General features: G+C 67.6%; 12 protein-coding genes. 3 read left to right on the plus strand and 9 right to left on the minus strand.

Features of this window, described 5'->3' with window-relative positions; all coding sequences use genetic code 11:
* Positions 1-215 precede the first annotated feature (215 nt).
* The 9 genes from G7A99_RS08170 to G7A99_RS08210 all read right to left on the minus strand — a co-directional run bounded on the left by G7A99_RS08170 (position 216) and on the right by G7A99_RS08210 (position 9,602).
* On the minus strand, positions 216-863 hold the full coding sequence (locus tag G7A99_RS08170) for an isochorismatase family protein (RefSeq protein ID WP_018716636.1): 648 nt from the start codon (positions 861-863) through the stop codon (positions 216-218).
* Between the two features lie 49 nt (positions 864-912).
* The gene (locus G7A99_RS08175) at positions 913-2,142 is read right to left on the minus strand and encodes an amidohydrolase family protein (RefSeq protein ID WP_018716635.1); all 1,230 of its coding nucleotides are present in this window, start codon (positions 2,140-2,142) and stop codon (positions 913-915) included.
* 26 nt (positions 2,143-2,168) lie between these two features.
* Positions 2,169-3,479 (minus strand): TRAP transporter large permease, encoded by a 1,311-nt coding sequence (locus G7A99_RS08180; protein ID WP_026320866.1) that lies wholly within the window; start codon positions 3,477-3,479, stop codon positions 2,169-2,171.
* 15 nt (positions 3,480-3,494) lie between these two features.
* Positions 3,495-3,992, minus strand: a complete 498-nt coding sequence (locus G7A99_RS08185) for a TRAP transporter small permease (RefSeq protein ID WP_018716633.1) — start codon at positions 3,990-3,992, stop codon at positions 3,495-3,497.
* Positions 3,989-4,669, minus strand: coding sequence for a TetR/AcrR family transcriptional regulator (locus tag G7A99_RS08190; protein WP_018716632.1), 681 nt, complete (start codon positions 4,667-4,669; stop codon positions 3,989-3,991). Before G7A99_RS08190 ends, G7A99_RS08185 begins: the two co-directional genes overlap by 4 nt.
* A gap of 77 nt (positions 4,670-4,746) precedes the next feature.
* Positions 4,747-5,877 (minus strand): C4-dicarboxylate TRAP transporter substrate-binding protein, encoded by a 1,131-nt coding sequence (locus G7A99_RS08195; RefSeq protein ID WP_018716631.1) that lies wholly within the window; start codon positions 5,875-5,877, stop codon positions 4,747-4,749.
* Between the two features lie 286 nt (positions 5,878-6,163).
* Entirely contained in the window at positions 6,164-6,670 is a 507-nt protein-coding gene (greB, locus tag G7A99_RS08200) for a transcription elongation factor GreB (RefSeq protein WP_018716630.1), read from the minus strand.
* 78 nt (positions 6,671-6,748) lie between these two features.
* On the minus strand, positions 6,749-8,752 hold the full coding sequence (locus G7A99_RS08205; RefSeq protein ID WP_163139457.1) for a bifunctional diguanylate cyclase/phosphodiesterase: 2,004 nt from the start codon (positions 8,750-8,752) through the stop codon (positions 6,749-6,751).
* A 73-nt stretch (positions 8,753-8,825) separates the two neighbouring features.
* Positions 8,826-9,602, minus strand: coding sequence for a DeoR/GlpR family DNA-binding transcription regulator (locus tag G7A99_RS08210; RefSeq protein ID WP_163139459.1), 777 nt, complete (start codon positions 9,600-9,602; stop codon positions 8,826-8,828).
* Between the two features lie 399 nt (positions 9,603-10,001).
* On the opposite strand from G7A99_RS08210, the gene G7A99_RS08215 reads away from it, so the two are divergent.
* The 3 genes from G7A99_RS08215 to G7A99_RS25315 all read left to right on the plus strand — a co-directional run.
* Positions 10,002-10,934 (plus strand): ABC transporter substrate-binding protein, encoded by a 933-nt coding sequence (locus G7A99_RS08215; protein WP_163139461.1) that lies wholly within the window; start codon positions 10,002-10,004, stop codon positions 10,932-10,934.
* A 97-nt stretch (positions 10,935-11,031) separates the two neighbouring features.
* Positions 11,032-12,093 carry a glycine betaine/L-proline ABC transporter ATP-binding protein gene (locus G7A99_RS08220; protein ID WP_163139463.1) on the plus strand — a complete coding sequence of 354 codons (1,062 nt, stop codon included), beginning with the start codon at positions 11,032-11,034 and terminating at the stop codon, positions 12,091-12,093.
* A partial coding sequence (locus tag G7A99_RS25315; RefSeq protein ID WP_240466178.1) for a proline/glycine betaine ABC transporter permease occupies positions 12,086-12,965 on the plus strand: 880 nt, incomplete at its 3' end. The genes G7A99_RS08220 and G7A99_RS25315, both read left to right, overlap by 8 nt.

Consider the following 12,965-nt stretch of genomic DNA (forward strand, 5'->3'; position numbering starts at 1 on the left):
TCCCCGTGTCGGGAGTTCGATTCTCTCCCTGGCCACCACCCAGACAAGCACTTACGAGAGACCCGGCCGTCGCGCCGGGTTTTTTGTGTCCACGACGCGTGCACCGGTCGTCCCCCCCCGGCAGGGCGTTCCGGTGGCATGCCACCGGGAATAGCCGCCGACGCCGCCTCCACGGTGAACCGCGGTGGTCCACCGTGAAGGTCATGCGCGTGCCGCTACACCGCGGCGCGCCTGTTGGCGCTGATTTTCTCGAGATAGGGGATGAGGTCATCGGCGCTGCTGAGGTCGACGTAGCGCCGCGAGATGTCCCGCAGGTTGTCGCGGTGGGGCTGTTCCTCGTGATCGCCCACGCAGTCCTCCGGGACGATGGTCCGGAAGCCCCACTGGAAGCTGTCGATCGAGGAGGCGCGGACGCAGCCGCTGGTGGTGCAGCCGGTGATGATTACCGTGTCGACCTGCTCCTTGATGAAGTACGGTACGACGCCGGTCTGGAAGAAGATCGAGGGCCCTTTCTTGCAGACCACGACGTCGTAGCCCGGCTCGTGAATGCGCGGATCGAGCTCGATCGACGGATCCCCGAGGCGGAACTGCTCGCGCACGGCGGTAATCTTCCAGTAGGGCATGTCCAGCCCGCCCTGGTAGGCGGTGTAGCAGTTCGCCACCGGGATCCCGCACGCACGGGCGGTATCGAGCAGGCGCGCGGTGTTCTCGAGACTCCGCATGATCAGTGGTGCGCCGCCTAGCGGATACTGCTCCTCCGTGAACCCTTTCTGGAAGTCGATGACGACGATCCCGGGGCGCTGCCCGAGGCCGACGTCGATCTCGCCGTAACTGCGTTCGGTATAGTCGCGCTGATCGCCCATGTCTGGCTCCTCCTCGTCTGTGTCACAACAGCAGGTGTAATGGCCGTGCTCAGGTGAGCTCGTTCTTGTAGAATTTGCCGCCCTTCATGATCGCCTTCAGGTGGCGTTCCGGTTGCGTCAGCACGTTGATGTCTTCAAGGGGATTCTCGTCGAGGACGAGCAGGTCCGCGCGCGCGCCGGGCGCAACCACGCCGAACTCGCCCTTGCGCTGGAACGCCTCGGCCGGTGTGCACGTCGCCGCCCGGATGAGTTCGTCGGTGGGCACGACCGATTTCCTGATGTGAAACTCGTTGAGCTGATGCTTTTGCATGCTCCCGAGCAGATCCGTGCCGAAGATCATGCGCACGCCCTCGCGATGGGCAAGCTCCAGTGCCTGTGACCCCGCCTCGAGCACATTGAACACCTTGCGCTGAAGGTCCGTCGGCAGGCCGGCCTCCACGCCCTCGCGCGCCAGTGCGTCGTAGGTGACCAGCGTCGGCGTGAGGAACGCGCCGTGCTCGCGGAACAGCCGGCAGCTCTCCTCATCGATGAGGTTGCCGTGCTCGATGGTGCGTACGCCCCGGGCGATGAGCCGGTTGATCGCTCGCGCCGTATAGGCGTGGGCCATGACGTGCAGGTTGGCCGCCTCCGCCTCTTCGAGGATCGCGTCGATCTCGGATAGCGAGAACTGCGTGCTGTCGATGCGGTCGGTCGGCGAGGCCACGCCGCCGGAGGCCATGATCTTGATATGCGTGGCGCCCTTGCGGATCTCATCGCGGGCGGCGCGCCGGGCCTCCGGTACCCCATCGCAGACCACGCCGAGGCCGGCGCAGCAGAAGCATTGATCGACGTCGTTCTCGCCGGGGGAGCGCATGTCGCCGTGTCCACCGGTCTGCGAGAGGGCGTGGCCGCAGAACAGCAGCCGCGGCCCGATCACCCGGTCCTCGTCCACCGCACGCGCGAGCCCGTGATCCGCGCCGCCGGCGTCGCGCACGGTGGTGAAGCCGCGCATCAGCATGCCGTGCATGATCTCCGCGCTGTGAGCGCCTACGTAGAACGGCGACAGGCGTTTAAGCAGTGCGAAATCCGGGGTCAGTGCAGTGACGTGGACGTGCGCGTCGCACAGCCCCGGCATCACCACGCGACCGCCGAGCGAGATCGTCTGATCCGCCTTGCCTTCAATGGGCTCGGAGGAGACCTGCGAGATGAGGCCGTCCTCGATCAGCAGGTTGTGGTCGGGCAGCAGTCGCCCGGCCTCGGTGTCGAGGACGTTTGCGTCGGTAAGCCGTATCGTAGCCAAGATCCGTTCTCCTGTTGATGTGGCTTCTAGCGAATCATGAGTTGCGGCAGGAACAGCGCGAGCATGGGAAAGGCCACCAGCAGCACGATCGTGACGATGTCCATGACGATGAACCAGGTGATGCCCTTGAAGACCTGCGGGAGCGTGACGATGTCGCCCAGCGAGCCCTTGACCATGTAGACGTTCAAGCCGACCGGTGGGGTCACCAGGCCGATCTCGAGCAGCTTGACCACCAGGATGCCGAACCAGATGAGGTTGAGACCGGCGCCGTCGACCAGGGGCAGCACCAGCGGCAGCGTGAGCAGCAACAGCCCGATCGGGTCGAGCAGCATGCCGAGCACTAGGTAGAGCACAGCGACGGAGAAGATGATCCACAGCGGGTTCGTGCTGACGTCGAGGATGGTGTTGGCGAACGCGTCCGGGACACCGCTCAGTGCGAGAAAGCGGGTGAAGAAGGCCGAGCCTATCAGGATGATGAAGATGCTGATCGTACTGACGGCGGTACTCACGAAGGCGTCCTTCACCGCCGGCCAGGTCAGCGTCCCGCGTACCGCTGCGAGCAGCAGTGACACGGCGGCCCCTATCGCCCCGGCCTCGGTGGGGGAGAAGATGCCGAAGAAGATGCCCCCGAGGATCGCGATGATGAGCACCGGCAGGGGCCATATGTGCCTTATCGCGGCCTTCCATTCGCTTGCGTCCGGGCGTTCATTGACGGCGCCGGCGAGCTGGGGCCTGGCGATCACCCGCCCGCTGATCATGGCCATGTACAGCAGCGCGGAGAGCACGCCGGGAATGAAACCCGCCATGAAGAGCTGGCCGACCGAGACCTGCGCGAATACGCCATAGAGGATCAGCAGCACGGACGGCGGGATTAGCGACCCGAGTGTGCCGGAGGCGGCGATCGTGCCGGCGGCGAGCCCCTTGTCGTAGTTGTGCTTGAGCATCTCCGGCACCGAGATGCGGGACATCGCCGCAGCGGTGGCCGTGCTGGAACCCGACGCCGCAGCGAAAAGCGCACAGCCCGCGACACTGGCGAGGGCCAGGCCGCCCGGCACCCGGGACAGGAAGACCCGCATGGCGTCGAAAAGCCCGCTCGTCAGGTCGGTCGTGGTGCATATGTAGCCCATGAGCAGGAACATGGGTGCCGCGGTGAGTGCCCACTGGCCGACGAAATCGAACGGTGTGACGGAGATCAGTCCCCAGGCGACTTGGGCGTTCGTCATCATGCCCACGCCGACGATCGAGACCGAGCCGAGCGCTACCGCGATGGGGACCCGCAGCGCGATCATCGATAGCGCTACGGCGACCCCGATAAGGCCGATTGCAAGATGGCTCATCGATGTCCCCCTAGCTCAGAGCGCCCGGCGCTGAATCACGGCCGCAGCCATGTTGTTGATGATCGCGAGACACGTCGCCGCGAACCCGATCGGCAGCGCCCACCGGCTCGGCCAGATATAGAAGATGAAATTGGACATAACCGTCTGCTGTTTTATCGTTGCGTCCACCGCGTCGAGGAAGCTCTGATAGGCGAGTGCGCCGAAGAATCCCACCCCGATCAGGCAGGCGAGGACGTGGAGCGCGAACTGCACCCGTTCGGGCATGAGCTGGGTGAACAGGTCCACCTTGATATGGGCGTTCCGCCGCTCGACGTAGGACAGCGGCAGGAATACCGCGAAGATCATGTAGTAGTAGGAAACCGTCTCGAGCGTGACCGGGACGGAGGCGTTGAAAATCGCCCGTAGCAGCACATCCACGGTGATCTGGATCATCATCACCGCGAGGAATAGACAGCCGATAACGAGAAGAACGCGATCTATCCGGGCGGTGATCCTGTCGAGTGTTTCAATCATCCGCGTGGGTCCTTTTCCTGGTGAGGAGGAGCGGGATCGCCGGCACTCGTCGAGTCGTTCATGATGTCGATCGCTGCGAGCGTGCGTTTCCAGAACTCGAGCATCTGCCGGTGCAATGCAGGGTCGTCACGCCATACGGTCTGCGTGCCCATCCCCCTCAGGAAACAAAGCGTGGCATTGAGCGCCAGGCGGCGCTCCTCGAGCGAGACCCCCTGCTTGAGCGGGAGGCTGTCCCAGATGACGTCGAGGGAGTCGTTAAACTCCAGCGCGACGGCGGTCATGGTTTCACGTATGGCCTCGTCGGTCCGCGCCGCGGCGAGGTACTCGATGGTGATCATGAACAGCCGCCCGGAGAAATGGCCCCAGAGCGTATCGAGGAAATCCTCCAGCGTGATCTCGGCCTCGGCCAGATCGGAGGCCATCAGCTGGATCTCGGCAATCTCCCGGTCCAGAAGATGCCTGAACGCCTCCTGGAGCAGCAGCACCTTGGACGGGTAGTGGTGCAGCAGCGCCCCCCGGGAAACACCGGCGCGGCGTGCGATCTCGACCGTTGAGGTGTCCCGCAGACCTATGTCCATGAGGCAGTCGAGCGTGACATCGAGAATGCGCGTGCGCGTGGCGGCCGAGCGTTCGGCCTGGGTCCGGCGGCGCGGCTTGGTGCTGGTGGTTTCGTTCATGACCTGCCTGCCTTCCATGTGGCTGCGCCGGCCCCGGGCCTGCGGCACCGGGACCGGCGGTCTACGATCGGCGCGGACTAATAGACGCCGTAGGCCTCGGGATCAAGATCGCCGTAGATCTCTTTCATGGCCAGCTTCGCCAGCGCCTCCGGATCGTCCCGGTCGACGTCCTTGAGCAGCTTCTTCCACTTCTCGTGGGTGGCCCGGAAATCGTCGATGACTTCCTTCGGGTTGCTCAGCTTGAAGGTCGTTTCGGCCTGGTCGTAGGCCATTTCGACCACCTTCTTGCTGAACTCGTCGGCAGAGCCCTGGAGTCCCTCGGACGCCTCGTGGAACTCGACGCCCTTCTCCCTGGCCGTTTTCTCGGCACTGTCGACGTTGGCCATGTAGTGGATGGTCATGTCCGCCATGTTGTAGGCCGTCGCCTTCATCAGGGTGTGGCGCTGCTCGGGCGTGAGGCTGGCCCAGAAGTCCGCGTTATAGCCCCAGTGAGGCCCGGCGTAGTAGAGGCCGGTCGACAGCGGGGTGACGTGCTTGGCGACCTCCCACAGCGAACGGTCCACCAGATCGTTGCCGGCGTTGCTCGCGCAATCGAGCGTGCCGCGATCGAGCCCGGTGTACATCTCGCTGGAGGGGACATTCACCGGGATGCCGCCCACCGATTCGACCCACTGCGAGACTGCGGAGCCGGCGGTGCGGATCCGTTTGCCCTTGATCTGGTCGAGGGTGTGCACCGGCATGCGGCACATGAGGATGTAGGGCGGCGTGGCGTAGCCGCCGAGATAGACGATGCCGAGGTCCTTCCACTCCTGGAGCTGCGTCTGGTTGTGCACGGAGAAGTCGGTCACCGCGAAGATCGTGGCGAGCGGATCGGAGTAGGTGAAGCCGAGCTGCTGTACGGAGTTCGCGACCGGCATTTCCGAGGGCGTGTACATCGCAGGCATGGTCGCCACCTGGGCGATGTTCTTCTGGACGCCCTCGAGTGATGCCCGGGGCTCGAGGAGTGCGGTGCCGATCATCGGGTCGGGCTGGAGGTCGCCCCCCGACATCTCCTTGACCAGCTTGGACCATTCGATGAAGCCGTACTTCGACAGCGGGCTGCCGGCGGAATAGAAGGAATTGGCCGTGAACTCGGTCTGTCCGACCGCGGCGGTGGCGGTCAGGGCGGTCGCAAGCCCCAGTGACAGGGCGATAAGGGGTGCTCTCATGGTCTTCCTCCAGCGTGGTGGCGTTGTTCTTGGAGCCAGTTGCGGTTACGCAAACCCCAAAATTGAGCGTAGGAGAAAGATAAAAACAGTCAAGACTGTTTGTTAGTTCGGGGTGGCGGCGGCCGGCCCTCAGTGGCCGGTGGAGTGCCGTCCCGCGGGCGCGGTGACCCTGTCACGGCCCGGGCCTGTCGTTGCTTCCGGGAGGCGGTTCCCGCCCTCACGCGGCACTCCCGGCCGGGCCGCCGGAGGCTGCTTCCGTGCAGGGACCGGGGGGCGTGCGGGGGTCTCAGGCCGGTGGTTCGTGGTGCACGGCGGTGACGATGTAGACCGTCTCGCCGTGGGGCGTGGGCACGACGAACTCCTCGTCCACGGCCTTGCCCAGGGCCGCGCGGGCGAATGGCGAGTCCACGCTGATCCAGCCGTGGGCGGGGTCGATCTCGTCGGCGCCGACGATGCGGAAGCAGGCGGGGTCGCCGGCCTCGTCCTCCACCTCCAGCCAGACGCCGAAGAACACGCGGTCCCGGTCCGCCGGGCGCTCACGCACGACGGTCAGCGCGTCGAGCCGCTTGCTGAGATAGCGGATCCGGCGGTCGATCTCGCGGAGCTGTTTCTTGCCGTAGATGTACTCCGCGTTCTCGGAGCGGTCGCCCATCGCGGCGGCCTCCGATACCGCCTGGGTGACCTCGGGGCGGCGTTCGCGCCAGAGCCAGTCGAGCTCGGCGTTGAGGCGGTCCCAGCCCTCGGGCGTGATGTAGGGTGACGAGCGTGGACGTGGCGGTCGGTAGCGGCCCATGGTGCCTCCGGTGTGCGAGTCGTGCTCCGGCTGCCCTGCGTCGGTGCGGGCAGGATACCAGTCCGCGCAGGCGGCGGTTCAGGCGGGGCGGGGGTCGTCGTCGGTGCCGGGCCAGTCCGACAGGGCGATGGGGGTGCCGAACAGGAAGCCCTGGGCGAAGTCGCAGCCCACGCCGCGCAGCCACTCCATGTCCTCGGCGCGCTCCACGCCCTCGACCAGTGCCTCCAGCCCGAGTGCCGAGGCGAGCCGCAGGGTGCCGATGATCACCTCGCGGTGGCGCGGGTTGCCGCGGCTGCCGATGAGGAAGGACTTGTCCACCTTGAGGCGGCTGAGCGGCAGGTCGGGGAGCACCCCGAGGGACGAGTAGCCGGCGCCGAAGTCGTCGATGGCGATGCGCACGCCCGCGTCGGTGAGCCGCTGCAGGGTGGGGCGGGCGCGGTCCGCGTCGGCGACGAGGCGCTCGGTGATCTCGAAGACCATCGTGTCCGGTGTGCGTCCGGCGTGCTCGAGGTGGGTGAACACGAAGTCCGCGAAGGCGGGGTCGTAGAGCGTGGGGGCGGCGAGGTTGATGGCCACGGCGCAGTCCAGGTGGCGCGTCTCGCGCAGGCCCTTGGCGACGACATAGCGATCCAGGCGTTCGCTCAGGCCGGCGTGCTCGGCGACGGGCACGAACGTGGCCGGTGCGACCGTGCCGAGCATCGGGTCGTCCCAGCGCAGCAGTAGCTCGACCTCCGTCACCTCGCCGCTGTCGAGCCGCATGATCGGCTGCACGGCGAGGGTGAGGAGTTCCTCGGAGATGGCCGCCTCCAGTCGCCCTTCCACCCACAGGGCGGTTCGGTCGGTGAGCTCGCGTTCCGGCCGGAACAGGTTCGTGCTCCGCCCGGTGCGCTTGGCGGTGAACATGGCGCGATCGGCGCAGCGGCGGAGCTCCGCGAGGCTGCTCCCGTGCCTCGGGGCGGAGGCGATACCGATGTGCACCCGCGCGCGCACCGGCCGGGCGGCGATGGTCATCGGCGTCTCCAGGCGCTCGTGAATGGCCTCGGCGACGCCGCGGGCGAGTCCCATGCCGCCGGGCACAAGGATGGCGAACTCGTCGCCGCCCATGCGCGCGACCAGGCGTCCCGGGCCGGCGGCGCCGACCAGCCGCTCGCCCATGGCGTGGAGGTAGGCGTCGGCGGCGTCGTGGCCGAGAGTGCCGATCACGCGGTTGAAACGGTCCATGTCGATGAGCAGCAGCGACGCCGGCTGGCCGCCGGCGAGCAGCGGCGCGGCGAAGTGCTCGAAGCCGCGGCGGTTGAGCAGGTCGGTGACGTCGTCGCTGAATGCCGTGCGGCGCAGGCGCGCGAGCTGGCCGGCGCGCTCGGTGCTCGTGGTCAGCGCCCGGGTGGCGGTCACGGCCAGGCGGCGTTCGGCGGGCGAGAGCTCGCGTGCCGCGTGAAAGCGGGCCTGGAAGGCGCGGCCGCCGTGGCGCGGCTCACCGACGCGCCAGACCAGCCGGGCCTCCTGCCGGTCCCCGGTCAGCGGGCAGTAGAACCACCCGCCTTCGGTTTCGTCACCGTCGGGAATGGTCTCGGCGCGGCCGAGATCGATCGCGGCAAGGGCCTCGACCAGGGTGTCGCGGAAGGCCCGTACCGCCGTGTCCCCGGCACCCGCCCCGGGGACCTGCAGATGGGGCAGCTGTGCGATCAGCCGTGCATGACCGTCCGAGGTCTGGTGGGCCTCGGCCAGCTCGGTGATGTCGGCGATCGTCGCCGCGAACAGCGTATCCCCGCCGGCCGGGGCGATCATGGGGCGGACATGGCAGCGCAGGGTCCGGCGGGGGGTGTGCGCCGCGGGCACGGTTATCGCGCCCTCCCAGTGGCCGGTGGCGGACGCCGTGGTGCCTATTTCCTCCCAGCCCGGCATGGTTGCATCCAGCGTGGCCGGGCGCAGATCCGGCACGCCGTGCTCGCGGCATAGCGTGTGGTAGAGGTCGTTACCGTAGAGGCGGCGTCCCTGCCGGTCCAGTATCGCCACGGCATCCGGTATCGATTCCAGGACCGGTGCCTGTCTCTGCAGCCAGCGCTGCCGCCCCTGCGCCAAATGAATGCTCCCGTCGAAGGCCTGCACGCATTATCGACGATCTGAGCCCGGAGGCAATCGTGCGTTGCGGCGTTCACTCCCCGGCGGATCCCGTGCCGGCGACTAGCAGGCGTACCTCGGCATCGCGGAGCCGCTCCACCAGCGGCTCCGAGGGCTGGCGGTCGGTGATCAGGGTGCCGATGCGCTCGAACTCGCACAGCCTTACCGGTGCCTGGGTGCGGAACTTCGTGTGGTCGGTTACCGCGATGACGTGCAGGGCCTGCCCCAGGGCGGCGTGGGAGAACTCGGTCTCGTCGTAGTAGTAGTTCATCAGACCGCCGTCCACGTGTACGGAGCCTGCGGTGATTACCGCGTAGCGCACGCGAAAGCGGCTCACGAATTCGATCGCGCTGGCCCCGAGCACCGCGCCGTCGTCGGCGCGGACCTCGCCGCAGGCCATGTGCACGCGGTTGCCGTTGCCGAGCAGGGTGCGCGCGATGTCCAGGCCGTTGGTGACGACGAACAGGTCGCGGTGGCCGCGCAGCGCCCGCGCGACGTACAGGCTGGTGCTGCCGTTCTCCAGCAGCACGGAGTCGCCGTTCTCGATCAGTGCGGCGGCCTCGCGGGCGATGGCCCGCTTCTCCCGGGCGTTGCTGGTCATGCGCTGCTGGAAGCCGGGCTCGCGCACGAACGCGGGCAGCATGGCGCCGCCGCGGACCCGTTCGATGAGGTCCCGGTTGGCCAGGGTCTTGATGTCCCGGCGCACGGTCTCGTCGGAGACCCCCAGCGAGTCCACCAGCTCGGCGACGCTGCAGGAGCCGTGGGTCTCGAGGAGACTCAGTATCGCCTTGTGTCGTGCGGCTTTGTGCAAATCGAACCCTCCCTGTGAGCCATCCCCGGCGCCGGCAGCGATCACGCCACCACGCCCCTTGCTTGCGGATTGTAACGCACGTGGGCTTGAGTCTGACTGAATATGTGGTAATTTGTGGAAAAAGTTTGATCTTTGTCGACCCCCGGAACCCGTGCCGGCGGGGCGACAGAACGCCTTTCGCGGCCCTGTGCCGTGATCGCGTGGGTGACGAGACCGGTGCCAAAGAAGGCCCGGTTGACGAAATAAATGGCTACTAATCGGTAATTTGTGAATGCGGACGCGCTACCGGCCGGTCTCTGGTACGGCTGTGCCCGAGCGCCGAAGCAGGAGACCGGCTGAAGAGGGGAATGACTGATGCAGCTCAGGAACTGGATTAGAAATTGTGGGTTTTTGTGGGCCATGGGTGCGACCGTGGCACTCGGCGCCGCCGGTGCGGCCTCCGCCGCGGACTTCCCGGAGACGGACAAGCCCATCCGGCTGACGCTCAACGACTGGACCGGCCAGAACGTGAGCACCCGGATCATGGGCGGCGTGCTCGAGGAGATGGGCTATGAGGTGGACTACGTCCAGGCGGACTACATGGCCCAGTTCACGGGGCTGAAGTCCGGTGACCTCACCGTCGCTATGGAGATCTGGGAAACCACCGCGAAGGACCTGATGGAAGAGGCCGTCGCCGGCGGCAAGGTCCTCGACATGGGCGAGACCGGGATGCGCGCCGTCGAGGACTGGTGGTATCCGAAGTACATGGAGGAACGCTGCCCCGGGCTGCCGGACTGGGAGGCGCTGAAGGACTGCGCCGACGTCTTCGCCACGCCTACCACGCAGCCCAAGGGGCGCTACCTCGGGGGCGCGGTCACCTGGGACGGCCACGCCGAGGAGCGTATCGAGGCCCTGGACCTGCCCTTCGAGGTGGTGCATTCCGGCACCGAGGCTGCGCTGATGGCCGAGATCCAGTCCGCCTACCAGCGCAAGGCCCCGATCCTCGCCTGGCTCTGGACGCCCCACTGGGCGCCGCAGCAGTTCGAGGGCGAGTGGGTGCGGTTCCCGAAGTACGGGGACGGCTGCTACGACGACCCGTCCTGGGGCATCAATCCGGACGCCACCTATGACTGCGGCAATCCCCGCGGCTGGATCAAGAAGGTCGCCTGGGCCGGTGGCGAGGACGTCTGGCCTGCCGCTTACACCGCGATCCGCAATTTCCACATCGAGAACGACGAGATGGGCCGGATGATCGGTGCCATCGATGTCGACGGGCGTCCGCTGCAGAGCGTGGTCGACGAGTGGATGACCGAGAACGAGGACACCTGGCGGTCCTGGATCCCGGCGAAGTAACGCCGGTTATGGCGGCGCCGCACTCGCGGCGCCGCCCTGTTCCGCGGGGCGGGCGCCCCGTCCCTCCGAATCACCGCTGACGCCAGGTCATCGTCCTATGCATGCCGATACCCGCGAGGCCGGGGATGCCCCGGTCAAGCTCGCCTGCCGGGGCCTGTGGAAGGTCTTCGGCGAACACGCCGACCGTGTGCTCGAGCGCTCCGGTGGTGCCCCGGATGCCGCGACCCTCGCGCGGCACGGGCTCACCGCGGCGGTCCGTGACGCCAGCCTCGACGTCCACACCGGCGAGGTCTTCGTGATCATGGGCCTGTCCGGCTCCGGCAAGTCCACGCTCGTGCGCTGTCTCTCGCGCCTGGTGGAGCCGAGCCTGGGCGCCCTCACCCTGGAGGACCGGGACCTGCTCGCCGCCCCGGAGCGCGAGCTCACCGAGATCCGCCGTCACCAGATGGGGATGGTCTTCCAGCACTTCGCGCTGCTGCCTCACCGGGACGTGCTCGGCAATGTCGCCTTCCCGCTGGAGATCCAGGGCATAGGCCGTGACGAGCGCGAGCGCCGGGCCCGTGAGATGATCGAGCTCGTCGGCCTCGACGGCTATGAGGCCCGCCGGCCGGCGGCGCTCTCCGGCGGTCAGCAGCAGCGCGTGGGTATCGCGCGCTCGCTCGCCGTGGACCCGGAGCTGTGGTTCCTCGACGAGCCCTTCAGCGCCCTCGATCCGCTGATCCGCCGCGAGATGCAGGACGAGCTGCTTCGCCTGCAGCGCGTGCTGCACAAGACCGTCATCTTCATCACCCACGATTTCGACGAGGCCATCCGGCTCGCCGACCGGGTGGCGATCATGAAGGCCGGCGAGATCGTCCAGGTGGACACGCCGGAGCGCCTGGTCCTCTCCCCGGCGGACGACTACGTCGCGGAGTTCACCCGCCACGTGCCCACGGCAAAGGTCGTCGGTGTCTCTTCCGTCATGCGCCATGAGGACACCGCGCCCGCCGGGGCGGCGGAGGTCGGCGCCGACGAGCGTATCGAGGCGGTGGCGCCCCGTGTGCTGGCGGCCGGAACGTCGCTGCGCGTGCGCGATCCCGGAAGCGGGCGTGTGGTCGGCACGATCGGCCGCGACGAGGTCATTGCCGTGCTCGCCGGCACGGGGGGCGGCCATGAATGAGGCCGTCGCGGAGCGCACCGGGGCCGGCGGCGGGCTGTCGCGCACGGCGGTGACCGTGGCGGCCGTGGTGCTCGCCCTCTTCGTCGCCGACCGGCTCGCCGGATGGCTGCCCTGGCTCGGCGTGTATCCCGGTAGCTGGGAGTTGCCGGTGTCCGACTGGGTGAGCGACGCCATGGAGTGGCTGCTCCAGGACGCCGCCATCGGCGGCATCGGCTTCCGCTCGGTGGTGCGGAGCCTGGCGACACTGCTCTCCGTGCCGCTGGAGGCCGGCACCCTCGTGCTCGCCAAGGGCTTCGAACTGCCCTTCGCGGACGGGGGCGTGATGCTGCCGGCGTTGAGCTGGCTCGGGGTCGCCGCCGCGCTGGTGCTCTTCGGTGCCCGGATTGGCGGGCGCCGTCTGGCGACGCTGCTGTTCTTCACCGTGGCCTATCTGGCCTTCTTCGGGCAGTGGCAAAGCGCGATGACCACCATCGCCTCCATCCTTGTCGCGGTGCCGGTGGGCCTCGTGCTGGGGTTGCTGCTGGGCTTGGCCGCCTACCGCCATCCCGCATTCGAGCGTGTTCTGCGCCCGGTCCTCGATCTCATGCAGACGGTGCCGATATTCGCCTACCTGGTGCCCGTGCTGGTGCTCTTCGGTTTCGGCCCCGTGGCCGCCGTGGTGGCCACGGTGATCTATGCCATGCCGCCGATGGCCCGGGTGACCATCGTCGCCCTGCGCGGCGTCTCCGAGGAGATCCTGGAGTTCGCCCGCATGAGCGGCTGCACCCGCCGGCAGCTGACCTGGCGCGTGCTGGTGCCGGCGGCCCGGCAGGGCCTGATGGTCGGTGTCAACCAGGTGATCATGCTGTCCCTCAACATGGTGATCATCGCCT

The organism is Arhodomonas sp. KWT, assembly GCF_010993615.1.

Excerpts from the sequence above, each read along its gene's own strand:
- G7A99_RS08170 (WP_018716636.1), bottom strand. The coding sequence starts at position 863 with ATGGGCGATCAGCGCGACTATACCGAACGCAGTTACGGCGAGATCGAC.
- G7A99_RS08180 (WP_026320866.1), bottom strand. The coding sequence starts at position 3,479 with ATGAGCCATCTTGCAATCGGCCTTATCGGGGTCGCCGTAGCGCTATCG.
- G7A99_RS08185 (WP_018716633.1), bottom strand. The coding sequence starts at position 3,992 with ATGATTGAAACACTCGACAGGATCACCGCCCGGATAGATCGCGTTCTT.
- G7A99_RS08190 (WP_018716632.1), bottom strand. The coding sequence starts at position 4,669 with ATGAACGAAACCACCAGCACCAAGCCGCGCCGCCGGACCCAGGCCGAA.
- G7A99_RS08195 (WP_018716631.1), bottom strand. The coding sequence starts at position 5,877 with ATGAGAGCACCCCTTATCGCCCTGTCACTGGGGCTTGCGACCGCCCTG.
- greB (WP_018716630.1), bottom strand. The coding sequence starts at position 6,670 with ATGGGCCGCTACCGACCGCCACGTCCACGCTCGTCACCCTACATCACG.
- G7A99_RS08215 (WP_163139461.1), top strand. The coding sequence starts at position 10,002 with ATGGGTGCGACCGTGGCACTCGGCGCCGCCGGTGCGGCCTCCGCCGCG.
- G7A99_RS08220 (WP_163139463.1), top strand. The coding sequence starts at position 11,032 with ATGCATGCCGATACCCGCGAGGCCGGGGATGCCCCGGTCAAGCTCGCC.